Genomic DNA, 21,180 nt, shown 5'->3' with positions numbered 1-21,180 from the left:
ACTCCCCACGTTTCAACTTGCTATAATAATTAATGCAAGCGTTTTCATAATTTGATAGAGGAGGCTTTTTGATGAAACATAAAAGCTTGATTGTCGCATCTCTTGCAAGCGTGACGTTTTTAGTGCCACTTGCGCAACCGATTGCAGTAGGGGCAACAGCAGACAACGGGACGATGATGCAATACTTTGAATGGTATTTACCAAACGACGGGAACCACTGGAACCGTCTAGGAAACGACGCTTCTAAGCTTGATCAACTCGGAATTACATCTGTTTGGATTCCTCCTGCCTACAAAGGAACGACTCAAAATGATGTCGGCTACGGTGCCTACGATCTATATGACCTCGGTGAGTTTAATCAAAAAGGAACAGTCCGGACGAAGTACGGCACGAAAACGCAATTGAAATCCGCCATCGGGCAATTGCACACGGCTGGAATCGATGTGTATGGTGATGTCGTCATGAACCACAAGGGTGGTGCTGACTTTACGGAATCCGTCACGGCCGTCGAAGTCAATCCGGGTAACCGTAATCAAGAAGTCTCTGGCGACTATCAAATCCAGGCCTGGACCGGGTTCAACTTCGCGGCGCGGAGCAACGCCTATTCAAACTTCAAATGGAAATGGTATCACTTCGACGGAACGGATTGGGATCAATCCCGCTCAAAAAGTGCCATCTATAAATTCCGAGGAACAGGTAAGTCGTGGGACTCGAATGTATCTTCTGAAAATGGAAACTATGATTACTTGATGTATGCAGACATTGATTTCGATCACCCGGAAGTGCAGCAGGAAATGAAAAACTGGGGGAAATGGTACGTCAATGAACTCGGGCTCGATGGATTCCGTCTTGATGCCGTCAAACACATCAAACATACGTATCTCGCAGATTGGTTGACGAATGTTCGTCAGACGACGGGTAAGGAATTATTCACAGTCGCCGAGTACTGGCAGAACGATCTCGGGACACTTAAAAACTATTTAAGTCAGACGAACTATAAACAATCGGTCTTTGACGCTCCACTTCATTACAAATTCGAACAAGCGAGTAAAGGCGGCGGCTTTTATGACATGCGCACAATTTTTAACGGCACACTCGTCCAAGATAATCCGACGCTTGCCGTCACACTCGTTGAAAACCATGATTCTCAACCTGGTCAATCGCTCGAATCGACCGTTCAATCCTGGTTCAAGCCCCTTGCTTACGCGATGATTTTAACGCGGGAACAAGGGTATCCATCTGTCTTTTACGGGGACTACTACGGAACAAAAGGCTCATCGAACCGCGAAATCCCTGCCCTCGCGTCAAAAATCGATCCGATTCTAAAAGCACGGAAGGACTTCGCGTTCGGGAAACAAAATGATTACCTCGATAACCAAGACATCATCGGTTGGACACGGGAAGGCGTCAGTGACCGCTCAAAATCAGGGCTTGCGACAATCCTGTCTGACGGCCCTGGTGGGAGCAAGTGGATGTATGTCGGTACGCAAAATAAAGGCGAAGTCTGGACAGACATCACCGGTAACAATTCAGCTTCCGTCACGATCAATGCAGACGGGTATGGTCAATTTTTCGTCAATGGTGGTTCTGTCTCGATCTACCGCCAACAATAATTCGTCCTATTTAAAAGCCCCCATCCGGTACCGTTTCCTTTTCAGGAAGGTTCGTGGATGGGGGCTTCTTTTCATTCAGCGAGACCGACACTTTCGCGAATCGATTCTTCCTGTTCAATCGCTTCAAGCAGGAAATGGGCGACATCGGCCCGATTGATTTGTTTCGCTTGGTCGGGTACACCGTCAGCTGTTTGGCGGTACATCCCGGTTAACGGACCATTCATCAAACGGAGTGGTCGTGCGACCGTATAGTCGACGTCTGCCTGTTTCAACAAGTCAATTGCTTGCCGGTGATCACGTAATGGATTCTTTAAGATTTGCTGTGCGAGTAATCCTTGTGCACCCGGTAATTCCTTATCAACACCTGCTGATGCGACGTAACCAATCCGCGTTACACCACTGACTTTCATCGCATTGATGATCCGGACGAGACTTCGTTCTAAAAATCCACTGTAGGCAAGGCTTTCTGTCCCTAACGCCGTCAAGACAGCATCTTGTCCGACAAGCGCCGCATTGACATCCTCTTGGTTCAAGACGTCCCCCGTGACGACATGAAGTCGTTCATCTTTTAGTTCCAACTTATCCGGATTACGGACGAACGCCGTCACCTCATGGTCATGCGCAATCGCCTGTTTGACGAGTTCTTGTCCGGTTTGACCCGTAGCCCCAAAAATAATCAATTTCATGCATAACATCCTTTCCCTTTCAAGATCCACTGTTTGAATGATACCCTTACCGCTTGAAAATGAATCGTCTTCCCTCACCCTTATTTTCAGAAAATTATTTTTATTTATTAACAGTGTATGCTAAAATCTCCCTAAGTACATATGGATATTTTTTCCTTAATTAAAAGAACGACCATCTTTTTTCTTCGATAAAGACAGGAAGTCAGTCTATTCTGCTTTATGCTTTGGAAACTCGTACAGTCACGTCGCGTGAAAAAACGGCGCCCTTCTTTTGGAGGTGTGACGGATGATGTTCCACTATCTCAATACGGACGATGAGGTTCTACGCTTCGAACAACAATTATCACGCTACTCATCACCTTAACCTTGGAGGGATTTCCTATGAAGCTACAACAGTTAAAAGACCAACTCAATTCGATTTATCTCGGCAAACCGGACGTCATCGATCTCTGTCTGACGGCACTCATCGCCGAAGGTCATATCCTGCTTGAAGATGTACCGGGGACCGGGAAAACGATGCTTGCGAAAGCACTCGCCCAAAGCTTCGAGAGTGCCTTCTCCCGGATTCAGTTCACGGCGGATTTGCTTCCGTCCGACGTCATCGGTTCAGACTTCTTCAACTTAAAGACGCAGGAGTTCGAGAATAAACGCGGACCGTTGTTTGCAAACGTCGTCTTGATCGATGAGATCAACCGCGCCGTCCCGCGGACACAATCGGCATTGCTTGAAGCGATGGAAGAACGTCAAGTCTCGATTGGCGGAACAACGTATCAGATGCCGGCACCATTCTTCGTCATCGCAACTCAAAATCCGATCGAGTCAGCAGGAACATTCCCGCTACCGGACGCCCAACTCGACCGGTTCATGGTCGCGATCGAAGTCGGTTATCCGGATTTTGAGAACGAACGCCGCTTGCTGTCTGAGATTTTGACGAACGTCCGCCGATCAGCCGTCGGGATTGCGTCAGGAGGGGACTTGATTTCATGGCAGGAAGAAGCACGACGTGTCCATGCGTCGCAAGACGTGCTCGATTATCTGCTGCATATCGTTCAGGCGACACGGAATCATGAACTCGTTGAAGTCGGTGTCAGTCCACGTGGTGCGATTGCCCTGCTTCGCGCGTCCCAAAGCTATGCTTTCTTGAATCAACGCGACTTCATCATTCCGGAGGACATCAAACACCTTGCAAAACATGTCTTGGCCCACCGCCTGACATTGACACTTGAAGGGGGCATCAAGACGACAAAGGCCCAAGTCTTGCACCATCTCCTTGATGCCATTCCAGTTCCTGTCGAGATTGGGTGACGCGGATGAAAATCGAACGTTCCGTCCCCTTTTGGCTCGAACAAAAATTATTTCCCGTCTATTGCATATTGACATTTTTATTCTTATTCCTCCCCGTCGTCTCGGGACTCGGGTTTCTCTTTGCCGCACTCGCGACGATTCATGTCGTCGTCAACCGGACAGAACGGCAACTCCGCCGGGAAGTCGCTTTAGAATGGAAACACTATGAACGATTGATGTTCAACCAAGAACAAACGGACCTCCAGCTGCAACTTTTCGGACTCGAACTTTTTTCGTCACTCGGCCTTAAGGCCTCCCTCCGTCTCCATGCTGCTGACGGGATTGTTTTCACGACGAGTGACGCGCTCCATCCCCACACGTATGATACCGAACTGGTGTTGACGGAAGAATTGTTTACGATCCCAATCCAGACCGTCAAACGTGGTCCGACGGCACTCGACGAAATCATCTTAACGATTCGTCTGCCCTGGCGGATGGGCGTTTACTTATTTTCATTCGACAGTTATCCGCAGTTCACGGTGCTGCCTTCGTTAACGGCACAATCGACACCTTTCCTGCTGAACCGCTTACGGATTGGTGATCGTCCGGACCGCTATTCACCATTAAAAAACAAATTGGTCCAGCTTGGATCAAAAGCGTATACGACGGAACCGTCGAAGGACATCGATTGGTACGCGACAGCAAAAACCGGCCGTCTGCAAGCAAAAGTCTATGAGACGAGTAATCAGGACACATTCACCATCGCCCTCAATTTGTCGGGTCCAAGTGGATACGGCTTACATAATCAATCGGAACGCTTCATCGAACAAGCTTCGTTCTTAATCAGTGAGTTGATTAAGGAGGGCTGTAAAGTTGAATTGTTCCTGAACCGTCTCAACGAAGCGAACCACATGACCCACTTGGCGTTAGGTGAAGGACAACCGCACTTGAAGCACGTCCTTGTCCACCTGTCGACGTTATCCGACCGGGATTCCTATATCGCAACAAAACAGTTCGAACGGTATGTCGTGCGTCGAAAACATCTTAACAGTCAGCTGATCCTGGTTGGGAACGACCGGATCCAGGCGATTGGCTGACGATCAAAGAAGGAGGTTTTATCATGGTTTCCCTAGTCATTCGAAAGTCGCTTCAGTTCATCGTATCGTTGGTCGTTTTACTGTGCATCAGCGCCTTACCGGCATTGATCGTCCAGTTACGTCCGAACTTTTCGAATTACACCGATGCGCTCAAACAACAAGTCCTGTTTTTGACTGGTGTCGAACCGATTCTTTATTACAATGTGACCGCACAACAGCTTCGTCCGTTGTTGCCGGACTTACAACCGTTCATCCAGGAGACGCTGCTGATCTTCAGTAGTGCCCTTGTCTGTTCGTTTATCGCCGCACTTGTCTACGCGTTTTTCTTTTATCGCGCGCGTCTGCGGACACGTAACCTGTTGAAGCAGACGACGCGTGTACTCGAGATGGTGCCGGATTTATTTTGGGTGATTTTTTCACAGTACATCATCATCGTTCTTTTTAAGACGACCGGTTTCGATCAAATCGAAGTCGCCGGCGGTTTTGCTGATTCGATCCGTTTCCTTCCGATTCTGACGCTGTCGCTGACGACCCTCTTCTTCTTCATCAAATGGTTGACGGGGCAGATCCAAGAAGAGGAAGGAGCCAGCTATATCGAACTTGCCCGCGCCAAAGGGACACACGCGAATCATTTATTTTGGTCACACTTGATTCCGAACTTGTTTTATCGGTTCTATCTGTTTTTCCGCGCCAACGTCATCACGATTTTATCGAGTCTCGTCGTCATCGAATACACATTCAATGTCCAAGGTCTGTTTCGGTTCGTAATCATGAATCCGCAACTTCCTGTCCTGCTCGTGACGCTCCTCTTGATTTACTTACCGTTCTTTTTGATTGACTTGATTGCTGAGCTTTGTATTCCAAAAGCTTGGAAAGGTGGTGCTGTATGAGACGTGTCTTATTGCGTGATCCGTTCTTTTGGGGCTGTATCCTGATTTTTGCGACGCTCCTCCTACTTAGTGTCGGACATACCATATTTCGTGACGGACAAGTCGACCAAATCTCGAACCGGTACGCGGCGGATGGGACGTTCCTCGCGACATCTCCACTTGAACCATCGCGTGAGCAGTGGTTCGGAACGGACCGGGCGGGCAACGATTTATTCCAAATCATGATTGCCGGTGCCAAGTGGACGATCGGGATTTGCTTTGCCGTCGCCTTCGGACGCATCCTGCTCGCTCTGTTGATCGGCGTGCCGCTCGCCTTTAGGGGTAAAAGATTAAATACGGCAATTCGTACCGTTCTTGACGGCTTTTTAATTTTACCGATTTCCTTACTGGCCTATTTCATTTTGTTGACAGGCTTATTTTTTGCAAGTCCAGAAGACATTCCGTCCTTGTCTTCCCGTGTCCTCTTTGAGACAGGCGTACTGATTTTACTCGGGTTACCTGCCTTACTGATGTATTTAGTCAGTGAAACGCGTCACTTGTTGACGCAAGAGTTCATGGTCGTCGCCCGAACACTCGGTGGCAGTCCCCATTACCAATTTAGAAAGCACATTTGGCCGCATCTTTTACCGACGCTTGCCATTGTTTTCATGCAACAGTTCGTCCAAACGTTGATGGTCTTGATTCACCTGTCCTTGTTCGGGTTATTTTTCGGCGGGACACTTTCACGCTTTGCGAACGATGTTTCACCGACGATTTTTGAATGGTCTTCCCAGTTCGGTTTCTACTTCCTTCAGTTTTCAGCCGTTTCCTGGATCAATCACCTGTTCCTGATCCCGGCAATCAGCATCGCTGCGCTCGTCTTCCTCGGGAACTTGCTGACGAGTCGTCTCGAGCGTGCCTATCGCTTACGACGTGAACAGCTAATCTTCACGGAACCGGTCGCACAGGCAGAAGCCGCTACGACACGTTTGACGAATCCGTTTGATTCTGTCTCACCATCAATTACGAAATAATTATGTAAAATATACTTAGCGCCGTCGTATTCTTTTATATGACGGCGCTAAGTATGTCTTAATTTCTTTTAAACTACTTAATCCCTCTAAAAAACAAGCGTTTGGTCTTTTGCGGGTATAGAAAGAGAGAAGGGACGTGAAAATGATGATTGAAGTCAAGAACTACTCTCAACGCTTCGGAAAAACCGACGTGTTGACAGATGTCAATTTTTTAATTGGTCAAAGTGAAATCGTCGGGCTGATTGGACCAAGCGGTTCCGGTAAAACAACATTAATCAAGTCGCTGATTGGCCTCCAAACCCCGTCAAGCGGAACCGTCACTGTACTCGGGTCACAGCAGCCGTCGTTACGTCAGGCAGAAAAAATCGGCTATATGGCGCAAGCCGATGCTTTGTATGAGGATTTGACGGCACGTGGCAATTTACGCTATTTCGGCAAGCTGTACGGCTTAAAAAAGACCGCCTCCGCGCCCGGATCGAATCCGTCCTCCAGTTCGTCGACTTAAAGCAGGATGCCGACCGCCCGACCCATCAATTTTCCGGTGGGATGAAGCGCCGCCTCAGTCTTGCGATCGCCTTGATTCATGAACCGACTTTGCTTCTGCTTGATGAACCGACCGTCGGAATTGATCCCGCCCTCAAGAAAACGTTCTGGCACGAGTTCGACCAACTGCGGAAGTCTGGCGTCACAATCCTCGTCACGACACACGTCATGGATGAAGCCGAGCGGTGCGATCGTTTATTATTGATTCAACATGGGCGATTGATCGACGCCGGTACGCCCGCGGAATTAATTCAACGATTCGGCTCAATCGATGAAGCTTTCATCCGAAAGGAGCAAGTCTGATGCAGACACTGACCGTAGCAGAACGTGTCATCTCGCAAATTTTTCGGGACAAACGGACCATTGCGATGATGTTCCTCGCCCCCCTATTCGTTCTCTTTTTATTATCATCAATCCTCGGTTCGAGTTCGGATGAAGTCACGATCGGCACCGTCGACCTACCCGAAACGTTTGACGAGGTTCTCGCATCGAAAACGGCGACGACGACCTATCCGAGTTATGCGGACGGAAAACAGGCGATGGAAGATCAACACATCGAGGCATTGATCACGTACCGTGATGATGCCCCGGAGATTTTGATTGAAGGCGGCGACGTCTCTAAAAATGCCCACGCCATCCAGGTCATCCGCGAAACGTTAACGGCAATCGAGATGAAGCAGGCGACGACAGCGAATGCACAGTTACGCGAAACCGTTAATCAACTGCAACAACGGCTCGAACAATTGACGAATCAAAAATTGACCGTTCCCCCTACCGCCTCACGATCAATGACGGAACCAGATATCCGCTTTTTATATGGAGATAAAGATGCAGAACTGTTTGATCAAATTGCACCTGCCTTGATGGGATTTTTCATCTTTTTATTTGTCTTCATCATCGCCGGGGTCAGCTTTCTACGTGAGCGGTCCAGCGGGACACTCGAACGGACACTCGCTACTCCGCTCAAACGGTCGAGCATCGTCTTCGGATACTTCGTTGGCTTTTTCTTGTTCGTCACGATTCAAACTGTCCTTATTCAACTATTCATCGTTAATATCTTGAACGTGACACAACAAGGCAACTATTTTCTGTTACTCTTCGTCAATTTATTGACGGCAAGCGTCGCCCTGTCACTCGGACTCCTGCTGTCGAGTTTCGCACGGACGGAATTCCAATTGATTCAGTTCATCCCGCTCGCAATCGTCCCGCAAATCTTTTTCAGCGGTCTATTTGATTTGACGGATGCCCCGACCTGGGTCGAAGTCATCAATCGGCTGATGCCGTTGACCTATGCCGCCGATGCCCTGCAAAACATCATGATTCGCGGGTACGGTTTCCGTGAAATTTGGCTCGACCTTGTGGTCCTTGCCGGATTTATGCTTGTCTTCGTCCTCCTGAACATGCGTGCCTTACGGAAACAGCGGCCGGTGTAAGGGCACTTCGTACAAAGGGAATTGACAATCCATTATTTTCCTTATATACTTTAGTCAAAATTGACTGAAATGAGGCCGTCCAATGTAAATTCATCTAAACTCCTAACCACTAACTAAATATGATTGATGTGGAGGTTTTTTAGATGAACCGTTTTACGACTTTACTGGTCAGCCAGTGGATGGCGAATGCGGGGGACGCGCTCTACATCGTCGCCCTCATCGCTACCTTGTATCAACAAACAGGACAGGCGAGCACAGCTGCGCTCTTTCCGATTGCCGTAACGGCAGGCATGACGGTCAGCGGCTTCTTTTTCGCCCGCCTTGCGAAGCAGATGCCCCATGCAACGCTTTTGTTGCTCAGCCAGCTCATGAAGACCCTCTCGCTCGTCTTGATCGTCCTGCTTGATTTACCACTCGTGGCGTTGCTCCTTCTCGTGGTTTGGATTGCCTTTCTCGACGGCTTTGCCCGACCGATTGAAAGTGCCTTTATTCCGCAAATCACGACCGATTTCCAAAAAGCAAACAGCATCGTCCAAGGAACGAATCAAGTCGTCCAACTGATCATGTGGCCGCTCGGCGCGATTTTAGTCAGTACAGGGTCGCCCCAGTCCGTCTTATTCGTCTCATTGCTGCTTTTTCTTGTTGCAAGTATCGGAACGGCGCTATTTCGTTATCAAGTGCGCTCCCTTCAAGGGTCTGTGGAAGAAGAAGGTAATGAACCGACGTTTCGTTCAAGTTTGCAGTATACCCGGACTAACGTACCGGCCCGTTTGAATACGGCATTGCTTGGCATCGATGCTTTCGCGAGTACCGCCTGGATTTCTGCGTTATTCCTCGTCTACATCGCTACGCACCTGCATGTGTCGAACAGTTGGTGGGGCATCTTGAATGCATTTTATCTGCTCAGCATGATTGTCGGGAGTTACCAGATGCTCCGACGCCGAAAGCAACGTTCACTGCTACAGTTCAGTGTGTTGCTCTCGATTGTCGCGACGCTTCTGTTTGGTCTCGCTCCGTATGTTGTAGTCGCCTTGATTGCTTGCGTCGTCCAGGGCTACGCCAGTCAACTCCGGGCGATAGAATTAAATACACGGCTTCAAGCAGATACCCCAATCGCACGGTTACCTTACGTTTACAGTGTTCAACAGACCGTCTATACGATTAGCTTTTGTCTCGGGAGTCTCCTGTTCGGTCTTCTCGCCGATTGGCTGAGTATCGAAGTCGTCTATCTCATCGCGAGTATAATCGCGTTGTTAATGATTCGTCCGGCCCGGCAATTACGCAAGCAAGTAGCAACCGAACGGACGCAACAGATTTCTTAAGCAACGGTTCGTTATACAGAAGTGGAGCTGAAGGGATGTGTTGGAGATTCCTTGGTTTTTCCCAAACGTTTTTCTGCACACAATGAAACGCCGCTGATTCCGTTTTTCATACGGAATCAGCGGCGTTTTCGATATCTTCCATGACGACGAACACCATGTTTTAAGCAGGCCTTCCCATGTAGCCGTCAAATCGACGATGGCGTCATTCCCATCGTTTGCTTAACCACGCAACGTATAACCAAAGGACGAACGACACGAGACACAGATACACATACGCTATGTCCAAACTCGCCCGCTCACTGATGAATCCGAACCCGAGACCGACGATGATGATCAGCACGCTCTCTAGCCAGGAAGCAATGGAAACGATTGTTGCCCGCTCTTTTGCTGACGCATAAGTTTGCAAGAGACTACTCGTCATCGGCTCCGACTGACCGTATAACAGAAACACCATGAACAGGAAGAGGATACTTGCCATTCCCGTCAAAGAAAAACTAATGATACTTACGAAAAAGACGACTAATATCCCGTTCAAGTTTACCTTCAACGAACCCTTCTTCAATGCGGGCAACAGGTTGCCAACGCCTTGCGCTACCATAATTAAAATGAACACGAGACCAAATCCAGTCACAGGAATGCCACGATCACGCATTGACAATTGCCAAAATTCTTCGATGAAATTAATCGTCGTCCCGAATAGGACACTAAATAGAAAAATCCGGATCAACATGGGGCGTGTTCTCAGTTCTCGCCAAACGAGACGAAGTGGACGGGCTGTCGATTCTTCAACCACGAGTCGCGTTTCATGTAACGTCAGGCTAACCAGTGTCGCACTCATTAAACTGATGAGCGAAATCTTGTAATGAAATTCAAACGCAGTGGACTGCGTCAACCAACTGCCGGTGAGGGCAGCAAGTCCAGCTGTCATGAGGCTGACTGCATTCAGTCGACCAACTGTCCGTTCGAATCGCTCGACTCGACCGACTTGTTCAAGCGTCTCAAATAAGAAGGCTTTTTCTGTCCCGCTGATCGCAGCAGCCCCGACCCCTGAGAGTACCATCGCACCTAAAAAAGCAGTCAACGTATACGCGTTTAATAGAATCGCGAAGGATAGACATTCTGCCATCATCCCGAAGACGAGAAACCACTTTCGCCCGAAGCGATCGGTGGCTCGTCCGAACGGCAACTCAAGCGACAATTGAGTCAAAGCGAAGACAATTTCTGCGTAAATCACATCGAGAACACTCATTCCACGCGCTTCCCAAAACAACCGCTCAATCACATAAGCAGGTACGAAAGCTGTTGCAAAACGCATCATATATAATTTACGGACGTTCGCTTGAATCGCCGTTTAACAAGGAGGGCGGATTGTACGCATCAGTCAACATCCTCTCTTATTTTTTAAAAAAAACCGTTAGTTTCCATTTCCCGATTTCAAGCAAGTTAATCCCATGTCCGTGATTATATCGTAGATAGACAAACCCCCTACGCCGTATAGACGCAGAGGGTTTCCTTCATTCAAAATCAGTTATTTCCAGTGTTGGTGAGAGTGCTGTCGGATTTTCTTGAATGATGGGCAATTCGACTGTAAAGCTTGAGCCGGCGCCTTCTGTCGAATCGACGTGAATCATGCCTTCATGGGCACGAACGATTTCTTGACAGATTGCAAGTCCAAGTCCTGTTCCACCAATTTTTCGGCTATCGGAATTATCGACCCGGTAAAACTTGCTGAATAACTCTGGCAAGGCGTGACGGGGGATACCGATTCCTTCATCTTGAATCCGAATCCGCAATAAGTCATCGGCAGGTTCGATTCCAATCGTAATCGCGCCGCCATCCGGTGAATACTTGATGGCGTTGTTGATTAAATTACCGAACAGTTGTCGCATTTTTTGTTCATCGGCTTGAATCATTTCGACTGCTGCGTCATCCGTCTCGAGCAAGACAGTATGAGTTTGAGACGAACCGACTTGGAACTCAGCGATTTCACGAATCATCGCTACGACGTCAAGCTCTTTAAAATGATAGTGTTGCTGACTGGATTCCATCCGTTGTACGTCGAGGAAGTCATTGACGAGTCCCGTCAATCGCTCAGTCTCGGCATGAATCGTTTCGAGATAGCGTTGTTGGCGGTTAGGTGTCAACTCTTTTGCTAACATCAGTTCCGTGTAGCCAAAAATCGAAGCGAGTGGTGTCCGCAACTCATGCGACACCGTCGAGACGAATTCCGACTTCATCCGGTCGACTTCTGTTTCGACCGTGACGTCACGCAAGACGAGCATCGTCCCACGGAAACGTCCACCGTAATGAATTCCTTCTGCATAGAGCGTGACGAAACGCTCCTCTTTATTAAGTGATAGCGAAAGACTTTCCGTCGGTACTTGATGACTGCAGACTTGATTCATGTATTCAAGGAATGCCTCGTGTTGATCGACTTGAACCGCCAATTCTTCAATTTTGACATCGAGCGTCATCAAACCCTCGTCATTGAACTGATCGTGCGCTGGATGATGGAACAACGCAAGCAATGGACGATTGGCAAAAATCCGGTCTTCTTCGATATACATGACTGCCTCACGAATCGAGTGTAGCAGTTTCGATGTTTTTTCACGTTCCCGCTCAATTTCATCGAACACACGCATCCGTAGTAAGGACAAGGCGAGCTGACGAGAGAACGACCAAATTTCAGCCGTTTGGTCTTCATTGAATTGATCACGGTAACGGACAAGATAGATGCTTGCAATCATCATGTTCGTCGATGGGTCCATGACGGGTACGACCGTTTCATACATGCTATAAGGGTACGGCAACGGATGATCACTCGTCACTTGTTTCGTTGAACGTACGGCTTTTTTATGCATGCGCGCTCGCTCAAGTAGAGAAAGTGATGACGTCAAAAGTTTCCGTTCTTGATCGACCGTCATGCCGTAAGAGACGATATCCGTATACTCGTCCTCGTCAAGAAAGACAATCGCTCCGAACTCGGCATCTGTAATCGAGATTAATTTTTCGATGATGGCAGGATAAGCTGTTAACGTCTCGCGTGAAGCGAGCGTTTCTGTCAATTCATTCCGGTACCGCAGATGCGTCTCATTGCGTAACGTCACATCAAGCGCTTCTTCGAGTTCTTCTTGTTGTGTTTGAAGCTCCTCTTGTTGGGCAACTAACTCTTCTTGTTGACTTTGTAATTCATCGTTACTTGAGACGAGTTGCGATTTTTGATTTGAAATCGACGCAGCCATTAAATTAAATGTCGTCGTCAACTCGCCAATCTCGTCTTTTGCATTTAAGACCTCAATGGGTGAAGCATCTTCACCTTTTGCTAATCGACTGCTCTCTCGGTTCAATTGACGCAATTGACGTGTAATTTTCGCGACAAATGGTCGAACGAATAACACGATGATGAATAAAAGAACCGCTAAGTTAATTAAGCCGAGAACTTGAGATGAGTTAACTTGTGTCCCTAGTCGATTTTGGGCAGCGAGTTCCTTCTCATTTAATGAATTACGATAATCCGTAAAGACGGTCTCCATGTCAACGATACTCGAACTCATGTCCGCAGCACTTTTCGTATCGATGTTAAATTTCCGATCCTCATCCAGGTTCGGTGTTTGCGTGACTTTACCGAGCGTCGCCATTTGTAAGAACGGTTCTTCGACTTCACCGTCTTTTTTAGCATCAACATAATTAATCAGGCTCGGCATGACGCGCGTCGTGTAGGCGTCATACAGCTCCCGTGCATCATTCGCGTATTGCTCTTCTTCTGTAAATGCCGCATTTTTTTCGAACCACGTCGTTTGTTGATCGATATTTTGTTGTTTCGTTTTAATTTCCTCTAACATTTCATCGTCTCCAAGTAAGACGAATCCCCGCATCTCATATTGAAGACTTTGCCACGATTCATATAAATTCGTCGCATTGGTCCGGTGTTCGTTTAACGTCGCTAGTTCTTGTTTAGCTTCTTGCACCTGCTGTTTCGTATAGAAATATACACCTGCTGATGTCAGCAATAACATTGCTAAAATAATATAGAAAGCGGACATGATTTGGCGTCCGATTGTTCGATTAAGCCATGTTCTCATAAACGATCGATCCTCCCCCTTCTCCTCTAGTTGAATAATACGTATAGGAGATACCTGTCCTTTCTATTGTAAAGGTTTTTTATACTTTTCCATTAAATATGCTCATTTTTTTTTACTTTTCATCTAATTTTAATAAAAATAGTTGTATGTTACAAAAACATGACAAAAAGGTTCGAATTCACTCCTTTTTCGTCAGAAAAAATGCCCCGCCACATACTCGTGACCGGACATTCTTGTTCATGAATGATGCGAATGGTGTGTCGAATGATGATGGATAGGTGCTTCATCTGCCAAGATTTCGCCGTCGAGCAGACCAAGCCTTGCATATTGTGCCGTGATGTCTTGTTTCGTCATCTCGGTGATTTGGTCTGTCGTGCTGATCAACGTTGAGATTCCTTTCACCAACCGGACCGGCTCTAAATTTGTTTTCTCGACCGGAAACGTCGACAAGGGGAGATAGGCGACGTAGGCTTGCGCCCCTTCTTCCGTCGGTGTAACGAGCTCAGAAGCGTGATGGCGCTAATGATTCGTCAAACTGTTCGTCGAGACCCCTTTCGTGACGGCGCTGATCAAGGCAAAAGCCATAAAAGATAAGATTGCGATAAAAAAGATGACCATGAAGACCGGCATGTCTGAAAAGAAACTTTCTCCTTCCACGTAAGCCATCGTTCCTCTCGCTTTCAGCAGCGACATGAACGGACCCGAAATACTACCTGACATGAACATTTCCCCCTATTTCGTTTGATATCTGTTCATACGCAAACGACGCACTAAAAGGTTTCTAGTTCTTTCCATCTCCAAGTAAAACTTCCGCATTAAACCAGTCTTCGACAAACAATGACCCGGCCGGTCCATCAATCTGATAGGAATATAGGACGGAAAAATCGCCTTCTGTCATCATCGGTAAGGTCAGTTCCCGTAAGACCGCTTTGACTTCTTCTGTCATCCTCGTCTCATACTGAACAAATCCGTCTTCCCGCGTTTGCTGTTCTGTCAAATATGGCAACAACAGTGCTTTGCCAAATGATTGGGGGTCATCGATGACTTCAGCCACTACACCGAATAGTTCTTCCGCTTCAAAAATCAAATCATCGGCTTGTCCGATCGTCACTTCATCGGGAAACCAAACCGTCAATTTTGTTCCTTCCTTCAAAAACCGTTCGAATATCGGAATGAACGCCCTGTTCTCCATTAAATCGTAATGCATCATGACTCTCCTTTCATAAACTCGAATTTTAATTGATCGCGCTCTAGATACAACATCGCCTTGAATGTCCGGCCATTTTTCTTCATCTCGAGCGGTTTTGTTTTTTGAGTCGTTAAGATTTTTTTGACTTCCGCCTGTGTCACGCGCGCTCCGAGGATTGTTTTCGGTAATGTAAAACCGCAGTTCGTTTTTTGATACCCGCTGCAGCCATAAAACTTCCCACGATCAAGCACTTCCGCCTGACAGAGTGGACATGGTCCGACCGGGCGGTTCGTTGCGGCGGCGTGACGCGTTTTTGATTTAACTTGCGACGGATCGACATGCAGTTGCTCGACACGCGACTTCGCATCATCGACGAGGTGTTGCGACAGTTTTTTCGCTTGTTCGACGAACTGGGCAGCGGATGCTTCTCCTTTACCGATTTGGTCAAGCCGACTTTCCCACTTTGCCGTCATCTCAGGTGATGCCAAGATGCTCCCGCTGACCGCCTCGATTAAAATCCGCCCTTTTGCTGTCGGATGGATCTCTTTTTTCTTCAGCTGGATGTAATCGCGTCGCTTTAATCCGTCGATGATTCCGGCACGCGTCGCCTCCGTACCAAGTCCCTCGATTTCTTTCATGATCGCCTGTAATTCATTTTCAAGGACTTTCCCCGCTGTCTTCATGCCGAGGATTAATGTTCCTTCCGTATAGCGTTTCGGTGGCTCCGTTTGTTTTTCAAGTACCTTCGCCCCTTTGATCGGAACGTGTTGTCCGTGTTCGACTGCCGGCAGTTCGACTTCCTTCGCCTCAATTTGTAAGACTTCTTTGAAGCCACGTGCAATCGTCCGGCTGCCTTTCGTCAGGAAACGATCTTGCTCCCTTGTCGTGATGATGTCTGTTTTTTCAGCGCGCGCGGGGGGTGCAAAAGCTGCTAAAAACCGCCGGACGATTAAATCGTACACTTGTGCATCACGCCCCGATAATTTCGCGACCGCTCCCGCTTCTTCTGTCGGAATGATTGCATAGTGATCACTGACTTTCGCAGAATTGACATACCGTTTATCGTGTGTGGGATCTTTCGTCAAAATTGCCTTCAGTCCACCGTATTCCGGTTGCTTCAACAGTCGATTCAAAATCGTCGGGAACTGACCCGCTTCTTCCTTTGAGACGAACGATGAATCCGTCCGGGGATAACTGATCCAACCGCGAATGTAGAGTTTTTGAGCGATATCAAGTGTTTCTTTTGCGCCAAGTCCGAACCGTCGACTCGCTTCCGTTTGCAACAACGATAAACTGAACCAGAACGGCGGTTTCTCGATTTGTTCCGTCTTCGTGATGGACGCAACGATTCCTTCCCCCTTCGTCCGTGCCTTGATTGCTTCCGCGAGTGCCCGGTCGGTCAGCTTCGTCTGTTTTTTTTGATCGATGTATTTTCCTTTATACAGCGAAAAGTCAGCCTCGACTTCAAAATAGGTTTCCGGCTTGAACTGTTCGATTTGTTTCTCACGTTCGACGATCAAGGCAAGTGTCGGTGTCTGGACACGCCCAAGCGAAAAGACATCGGCAATGCCTTTTTTCTTCAGTAACGTCGTATAGGCACGCGATGCATTCATCCCGATCAGCCAATCGGCGCAAGCGCGGCTCATCGCCTCATGAAAAATATTTTCCGTTGCTTTTCCGTCCAGTAGATTCGCAAATCCATGATCGACGGCTTGCGGCGTCAAACTTGAAATCCACAGTCGCTCGATCGGTTTTGCATTGTTAGCCAGGCGAAGAATTAATCGGACGATTGCCTCTCCCTCTCGCTCGGCATCAGATGCTATAATGATGGAAGTCGTCGTCCGCTCGTTCAACAGTTTTTTTATGACTTGAAACGCTTTGCTTTTCCCTTTAGCGAGCCGGTAATCGAACCGTTCCGGAATGATTGGCAAATGGTCATAGTTCCAGCGTTTCCATTTAGCATCATAATGGGCCGGTTCCTGTAATTCACAAAGGTGACCGACGGCGTAAGCCAGTTTCGCCCCACTCGGGAAACGCTCACACGGTTTGATTTCGATGTATCCGTCCCGCTTGACCGATGGATACGGCGCTGCGAGCTTTTCAGCCTGTTTTGGTTTTTCCGCAATGATCAATTGCATTGTTACACCCTCATTTCCTAACTACAGACACGTGGAGGTACTCATGCCGTATTTTACTTTGTTCATGGCGTTATTCTTTATTTCGACATCGGCTATTTTCGTGAAATGGGCAGACACGCCAATCGAGGCCGTCGCTTTTTTCCGAATGTTATTCTCGACGTTTCTTTTACTGCCGCTCATTCAAGTTAAAGAATTGTTCAGCCTCAGTTCCTCAACGATCCGCCACATGATTTTAAGTGGCGTCCTGTTAGCCGGGCACTTTTGGTTATGGTTTCTCTCTCTTGATTATACGACAGTTGCCAGCTCAACGCTCTTCGTAACCGCCAGTCCCATCTTCGTCTTAGTCGGGAACGCCGTCTTCTTTAAGCAACACCCGTCGCGAAAAGCGTTGTTTTTCGTCGGCGTCGCCCTGATTGGCGGCGGACTGGTCGCATACGGTGATATCGCCGTCGGAACACGTGCCTTGATTGGTGACGGGCTGGCCCTACTCGCGACGATTTTAGTCGCCGGATACTGGTTGCTCGGGCAACACGTCCGGACAAGTGTCTCGACGAATACATATTCCTTTGCCGTCTATGCCGTCGCGTCCGTCGTTTTGCTGCTGTTCTCACTGATTCAGTCCGTCGATCTCGTCTCGGCGTTTCAAACGGATTGGTTGATTTATGTATTGCTCGCCATCTTCCCGACGTTGCTCGGGCATAACTTGTTCAACTGGGCGCTGTCCCGTGTCAGTGCGAGCATCGTCAGCATCACGATTCTCGGTGAAGCGGTCTGGGGAATGATTTTCGGGTACTTCTTATTCCAGGAATCGCTGACTTGGATTCAAATCACGGGTGCCGCGCTACTCCTTGTCGGCATCGGTCTGTTCTTACGCCGGAATGAAAAAGACATCCGGGCGCAACTCGTCGCACGTGAAACGGCGACTTCTGTTACTGAATAAGCAAACCGCTGAATGCCCTCCTCTCCCCTGCGAGTCGGACGTTCAGCGGTTTTTTTAGTTTGGTTTATCGTCCGGACGAACTTTTGGTAAGCGGAACGTCATCGCGAACGCGACGAGCGCACACAATACACCGCCGATGAAGACGAGCCGTAACCCGTCTGCTAAGGCCAGTTCCGCCGCCGTATGGACGGCATCTCCATACCGGTTCGCCGTCGTCGCTTGGAAAAATGGATCAATTGAATAACCGGATAATATTTTCGAATCGTTAAACGCTTGAATGATTGATAGATTAAAAATCGTCCCGAAGATGGCGACACCAAGCGTTTGTCCCGTCGTACTCAAAAAGGAGTTGACGGCCGTCGCTGAACCACGGAGCGAGCGACCGACTGATGTTTGCAAGACAACGATAAAGACCGGTTGCGATAAACCGAACCCGATTCCAATCAAGGAAACCGCAAGATAGAGGAACACATCACTCGTCTCACGTGAGATGAAGACTAAAATCAGCATCCCGACGACGAGTAACCCCATTCCGGTCATCGTTCGATAACGGGGTGACGCCGTCCCAATCGATCGGCCACCGATGATTGCCGTAATCGTCCAAAATAACGAGAGCGGCATCAACATGAAGCCGGCTTCAGTCGGACTTTTTCCGAGGACGCCCTGTGCGAAAATCGGGATATAGGCTGACATCGAGACAAGCACCCAGGCGGAGAAGAACACTGCCAGATTGATCACGGCAATGACCGGATGTTTGATAACAGCCGGCGGTAAGAGTGGATCACTCGCTTTTTTCTCGGCTTGATAGAAAAAGAATAATAAAACCGCACTGATCAAAAAACTACCGATGACCGTCGGACGTAAAAATTGTTCCGCTTCACTTCCTGATAACAGACCGTATAGTAACGCACTCATCCCGACCGCAAACAAGAGCGCTCCCCGATAATCGATTTTTCGCGACGTCTCCTTCACGGTTTCCTTGTAGAAGACGACAATCATGATGAACGACACAAGCGCAAACGGAACGTTCAACAGGAAAATATACCGCCAGGATAACGATTCGACTAAAAATCCACCGAGGAGTGGTCCAGCAACGCCGGATATCCCCCAAACGGCACTCAAGATTCCCTGAATTTTTCCACGTTCTTCATATGTATATAAATCGCCGATGATCGTCATGGCAATCGGCAGAACCGCTCCTGCTCCGATTCCTTGGACCGCGCGGAAAATGATTAGTGTCTCCATCGACTGCGCAAGCCCACACGCTAACGAAGCGAGTGTAAAAACGCCAATTCCAAATAACAAGACGCGTTTCCGACCGTATAAATCAGCCATCTTCCCGTAAATCGGCGTCGATACTGCCATAAATAAGAGAAATCCTGCAAAAATCCAACTGACGAGCTTCGCCCCATTTAATTCACTTGCCATGACGGGTGTTGCCGTCGCGACAATCGTTCCTTCGATTGCCGCTAAAAAAGTTGCTAACAACAGCGCAATCGTGACATTTTTTCTCATGCTTCCGCACTTCCTTTCTCTTTCTTATCATACCGGTTCTGCCCCTTGTTTCGAAAGTAAATGCTTACTCGGCAGGATTCAAGGGAACAATAGGGAATGGTACAATTAGAAAATGATTCAATTATGTGAATGGAGGATTTTGTTATGTTACGAAAAACAGCTTTAATTACAGGGGCTTCTGGCGGAATCGGACTTGATCTTGCCGTGCTCGCAGCGCGCGACGGGTTTGATTGTGTCTTAATCGCCCGAAACGAAAAAAAATTAACGGAACTTAAAAATGTTCTTGAAAAACGTTATCAAATCAAAGCCTATACGTTCGCAGCAGATTTATCACAGGCCGACAGCGTCTCACGTGTTCTGACGTACCTCGATGAACAAGAATTGACTGTTGATTTGTTATTCAACAACGCTGGTTTTGCGACATCCGGCCGTTTCGCGGAAATCGATCCATCGGAAGACATCGACTCGATTCATGTGAATGTCGTCGCTTTAACGGAACTGACGAAACGTTTGTTACCAGGTATGGTCGATCGTGGCTTCGGACGTATCTTGAACGTCGCTTCCGTCGCTGCTTTCATGCCGGGTCCATACATGAGCGTCTATTACGCAACAAAAGCCTACGTCCTGTCCTTCTCTGAAGCACTCGCTTCTGAACTTGATGGTTCAGGTGTTATGGTCTCATGCCTCTGCCCGGGACCGACGGATACAAACTTCTTTAATCGGGCAAACATCACATTGCCTTTCCAAAGCATGCCGTCACACCTCGTCGCCTTCGCAGGTTACCGCGGTACGCTTAAAGGGAAACGTGTAATCGTTCCAGGCGCGAGCAATCGGGCAATGGTTTCACTGGCTAAATTCTTACCTCGCCGTCTCTTGACAGAATTAACAGGTCGCATCCAAGATCCTGCTCGTCAAGATCAAGACACAACGGAAGAAGATCTCGCGTACTCCAATTAATCGATGCTTTCCTAAAACAAGTCCCGCTAGCTCGGCTAGCGGGACTTGTTTTATAGAGGAGACTTTTTTAAAAGGTTTAGTGTATTTGTTTTTTTCGCTCAAACCGACTCACAAATTGTGTCCGGAGCGTCTTCGGTAACGAAGTATAGCGGTACAGATAACGAAACGTGACGGCACTCGTCACCATGAGCATATACCCCGTCGCTAATACGAGTAACCACGCAACACATCCTAAAAAGAGACCCGCTTCAAAGTAAAGTTGTGACATCAATGCTCCTTCAGCGGACGTGATGAGCATCGCTGCCGGAAAAATTGCTGCAGCCAGTAAATAAAAGCCCGCATAGCGTCCACGAACAGTGTGTTTTAACAACAGAATACTGCCAAACAGTAAACAACAACTCGACATAAGTAACAATAAGACGACATATGGTAGTGACACGGATGAACTAAGCATCTTTTTTCACTCCAATCGAATCAG

Annotated in this window: 18 protein-coding genes and 1 pseudogene; 10 read left to right on the top strand and 9 right to left on the bottom strand. The window is 48.0% G+C overall.

Translation table 11 applies throughout. The annotated features are described in order from the left end of the window. Window positions 1–71 precede the first annotated feature (71 nt). Entirely contained in the window at window positions 72–1,613 is a 1,542-nt protein-coding gene (gene amyS, locus KNP96_RS14755) for an alpha-amylase (RefSeq protein WP_214771611.1), read from the top strand. A 71-nt stretch (window positions 1,614–1,684) separates the two neighbouring features. Here amyS and KNP96_RS14750 read toward each other — a convergent pair whose 3' ends face one another. After that, on the bottom strand, window positions 1,685–2,299 hold the full coding sequence (locus tag KNP96_RS14750) for an NAD(P)-dependent oxidoreductase (RefSeq protein WP_088836669.1): 615 nt from the start codon (window positions 2,297–2,299) through the stop codon (window positions 1,685–1,687). A 381-nt stretch (window positions 2,300–2,680) separates the two neighbouring features. On the opposite strand from KNP96_RS14750, the gene KNP96_RS14745 reads away from it, so the two are divergent. The 7 genes and pseudogenes from KNP96_RS14745 to KNP96_RS14715 all read left to right on the top strand — a co-directional run bounded on the left by KNP96_RS14745 (window position 2,681) and on the right by KNP96_RS14715 (window position 9,881). Next, on the top strand, window positions 2,681–3,604 hold the full coding sequence (locus KNP96_RS14745) for an AAA family ATPase (RefSeq protein WP_214771608.1): 924 nt from the start codon (window positions 2,681–2,683) through the stop codon (window positions 3,602–3,604). Window positions 3,605–3,609: 5 nt separating this feature from the next. After that, window positions 3,610–4,680 carry a DUF58 domain-containing protein gene (locus KNP96_RS14740; RefSeq protein ID WP_214771605.1) on the top strand — a complete coding sequence of 357 codons (1,071 nt, stop codon included), beginning with the start codon at window positions 3,610–3,612 and terminating at the stop codon, window positions 4,678–4,680. Between the two features lie 23 nt (window positions 4,681–4,703). Next, window positions 4,704–5,570, top strand: coding sequence for an ABC transporter permease subunit (locus tag KNP96_RS14735; RefSeq protein ID WP_088836667.1), 867 nt, complete (start codon window positions 4,704–4,706; stop codon window positions 5,568–5,570). Continuing rightward, window positions 5,567–6,583, top strand: a complete 1,017-nt coding sequence (locus KNP96_RS14730) for an ABC transporter permease subunit (RefSeq protein ID WP_214771602.1) — start codon at window positions 5,567–5,569, stop codon at window positions 6,581–6,583. The genes KNP96_RS14735 and KNP96_RS14730 overlap by 4 nt, the downstream gene beginning before the upstream one ends. 145 nt (window positions 6,584–6,728) lie before the next feature. Continuing rightward, a pseudogene (locus KNP96_RS14725) lies at window positions 6,729–7,429 on the top strand (ABC transporter ATP-binding protein). After that, entirely contained in the window at window positions 7,429–8,559 is a 1,131-nt protein-coding gene (locus KNP96_RS14720; protein WP_214771599.1) for an ABC transporter permease, read from the top strand. Before KNP96_RS14725 ends, KNP96_RS14720 begins: the two are co-directional and overlap by 1 nt. 143 nt (window positions 8,560–8,702) lie before the next feature. Further along, the gene (locus tag KNP96_RS14715; protein ID WP_214771596.1) at window positions 8,703–9,881 is read left to right on the top strand and encodes an MFS transporter; all 1,179 of its coding nucleotides are present in this window, start codon (window positions 8,703–8,705) and stop codon (window positions 9,879–9,881) included. Between the two features lie 202 nt (window positions 9,882–10,083). Here the strand turns inward: KNP96_RS14715 and KNP96_RS14710 are convergent, their stop codons facing one another. The 6 genes from KNP96_RS14710 to KNP96_RS14685 all read right to left on the bottom strand — a co-directional run bounded on the left by KNP96_RS14710 (window position 10,084) and on the right by KNP96_RS14685 (window position 17,290). Beyond that, window positions 10,084–11,196, bottom strand: coding sequence for an MFS transporter (locus KNP96_RS14710; RefSeq protein WP_214771593.1), 1,113 nt, complete (start codon window positions 11,194–11,196; stop codon window positions 10,084–10,086). Between the two features lie 199 nt (window positions 11,197–11,395). Continuing rightward, on the bottom strand, window positions 11,396–13,963 hold the full coding sequence (locus KNP96_RS14705) for an ATP-binding protein (protein ID WP_214765333.1): 2,568 nt from the start codon (window positions 13,961–13,963) through the stop codon (window positions 11,396–11,398). Window positions 13,964–14,200: 237 nt separating this feature from the next. Continuing rightward, window positions 14,201–14,347 carry a hypothetical protein gene (locus tag KNP96_RS14700; RefSeq protein WP_214771590.1) on the bottom strand — a complete coding sequence of 49 codons (147 nt, stop codon included), beginning with the start codon at window positions 14,345–14,347 and terminating at the stop codon, window positions 14,201–14,203. A gap of 135 nt (window positions 14,348–14,482) precedes the next feature. Next, window positions 14,483–14,683, bottom strand: coding sequence for a hypothetical protein (locus KNP96_RS14695; RefSeq protein ID WP_214765337.1), 201 nt, complete (start codon window positions 14,681–14,683; stop codon window positions 14,483–14,485). 61 nt (window positions 14,684–14,744) lie between these two features. Next, window positions 14,745–15,170, bottom strand: coding sequence for a hypothetical protein (locus KNP96_RS14690; protein ID WP_214765339.1), 426 nt, complete (start codon window positions 15,168–15,170; stop codon window positions 14,745–14,747). Beyond that, window positions 15,170–17,290, bottom strand: a complete 2,121-nt coding sequence (locus tag KNP96_RS14685; RefSeq protein WP_214765341.1) for a type IA DNA topoisomerase — start codon at window positions 17,288–17,290, stop codon at window positions 15,170–15,172. The genes KNP96_RS14690 and KNP96_RS14685 overlap by 1 nt, the downstream gene beginning before the upstream one ends. 43 nt (window positions 17,291–17,333) lie before the next feature. Here KNP96_RS14685 and KNP96_RS14680 point away from each other — a divergent pair, with 43 nt between their 5' ends. After that, window positions 17,334–18,230 (top strand): DMT family transporter, encoded by an 897-nt coding sequence (locus tag KNP96_RS14680; protein WP_088836658.1) that lies wholly within the window; start codon window positions 17,334–17,336, stop codon window positions 18,228–18,230. 54 nt (window positions 18,231–18,284) lie between these two features. On the opposite strand, the gene KNP96_RS14675 is transcribed toward KNP96_RS14680, so the two are convergent. Further along, entirely contained in the window at window positions 18,285–19,745 is a 1,461-nt protein-coding gene (locus tag KNP96_RS14675; RefSeq protein ID WP_088836657.1) for an MDR family MFS transporter, read from the bottom strand. A gap of 144 nt (window positions 19,746–19,889) precedes the next feature. Between KNP96_RS14675 and KNP96_RS14670 the strand changes: the two genes are divergently transcribed. Then, window positions 19,890–20,702, top strand: a complete 813-nt coding sequence (locus KNP96_RS14670; protein WP_214771587.1) for an SDR family NAD(P)-dependent oxidoreductase — start codon at window positions 19,890–19,892, stop codon at window positions 20,700–20,702. 76 nt (window positions 20,703–20,778) lie between these two features. Here the strand turns inward: KNP96_RS14670 and KNP96_RS14665 are convergent, their stop codons facing one another. Then, window positions 20,779–21,156, bottom strand: coding sequence for a hypothetical protein (locus KNP96_RS14665; protein ID WP_214765347.1), 378 nt, complete (start codon window positions 21,154–21,156; stop codon window positions 20,779–20,781). Window positions 21,157–21,180: the final 24 nt, after the last annotated feature.

Origin of the sequence: Exiguobacterium sp. s133 (assembly GCF_018618595.1) — a bacterium.
Lineage (GTDB): Bacteria > Bacillota > Bacilli > Exiguobacteriales > Exiguobacteriaceae > Exiguobacterium_A > Exiguobacterium_A oxidotolerans.
Note: the sequence above shows the minus strand (reverse complement) of the source record. Positions and strands in the feature narration are given on the sequence as shown.

Bases quoted from the DNA above. Each gene is read 5' to 3' on its own strand.
- amyS (WP_214771611.1), top strand. From the start codon at position 72: ATGAAACATAAAAGCTTGATTGTCGCATCTCTTGCAAGCGTGACGTTT.
- KNP96_RS14750 (WP_088836669.1), bottom strand. From the start codon at position 2,299: ATGAAATTGATTATTTTTGGGGCTACGGGTCAAACCGGACAAGAACTC.
- KNP96_RS14745 (WP_214771608.1), top strand. From the start codon at position 2,681: ATGAAGCTACAACAGTTAAAAGACCAACTCAATTCGATTTATCTCGGC.
- KNP96_RS14740 (WP_214771605.1), top strand. From the start codon at position 3,610: ATGAAAATCGAACGTTCCGTCCCCTTTTGGCTCGAACAAAAATTATTT.
- KNP96_RS14735 (WP_088836667.1), top strand. From the start codon at position 4,704: ATGGTTTCCCTAGTCATTCGAAAGTCGCTTCAGTTCATCGTATCGTTG.
- KNP96_RS14730 (WP_214771602.1), top strand. From the start codon at position 5,567: ATGAGACGTGTCTTATTGCGTGATCCGTTCTTTTGGGGCTGTATCCTG.
- KNP96_RS14720 (WP_214771599.1), top strand. From the start codon at position 7,429: ATGCAGACACTGACCGTAGCAGAACGTGTCATCTCGCAAATTTTTCGG.
- KNP96_RS14715 (WP_214771596.1), top strand. From the start codon at position 8,703: ATGAACCGTTTTACGACTTTACTGGTCAGCCAGTGGATGGCGAATGCG.
- KNP96_RS14710 (WP_214771593.1), bottom strand. From the start codon at position 11,196: ATGCGTTTTGCAACAGCTTTCGTACCTGCTTATGTGATTGAGCGGTTG.
- KNP96_RS14705 (WP_214765333.1), bottom strand. From the start codon at position 13,963: ATGAGAACATGGCTTAATCGAACAATCGGACGCCAAATCATGTCCGCT.
- KNP96_RS14695 (WP_214765337.1), bottom strand. From the start codon at position 14,683: ATGTCAGGTAGTATTTCGGGTCCGTTCATGTCGCTGCTGAAAGCGAGA.
- KNP96_RS14690 (WP_214765339.1), bottom strand. From the start codon at position 15,170: ATGCATTACGATTTAATGGAGAACAGGGCGTTCATTCCGATATTCGAA.
- KNP96_RS14685 (WP_214765341.1), bottom strand. From the start codon at position 17,290: ATGCAATTGATCATTGCGGAAAAACCAAAACAGGCTGAAAAGCTCGCA.
- KNP96_RS14680 (WP_088836658.1), top strand. From the start codon at position 17,334: ATGCCGTATTTTACTTTGTTCATGGCGTTATTCTTTATTTCGACATCG.
- KNP96_RS14675 (WP_088836657.1), bottom strand. From the start codon at position 19,745: ATGAGAAAAAATGTCACGATTGCGCTGTTGTTAGCAACTTTTTTAGCG.
- KNP96_RS14670 (WP_214771587.1), top strand. From the start codon at position 19,890: ATGTTACGAAAAACAGCTTTAATTACAGGGGCTTCTGGCGGAATCGGA.
- KNP96_RS14665 (WP_214765347.1), bottom strand. From the start codon at position 21,156: ATGCTTAGTTCATCCGTGTCACTACCATATGTCGTCTTATTGTTACTT.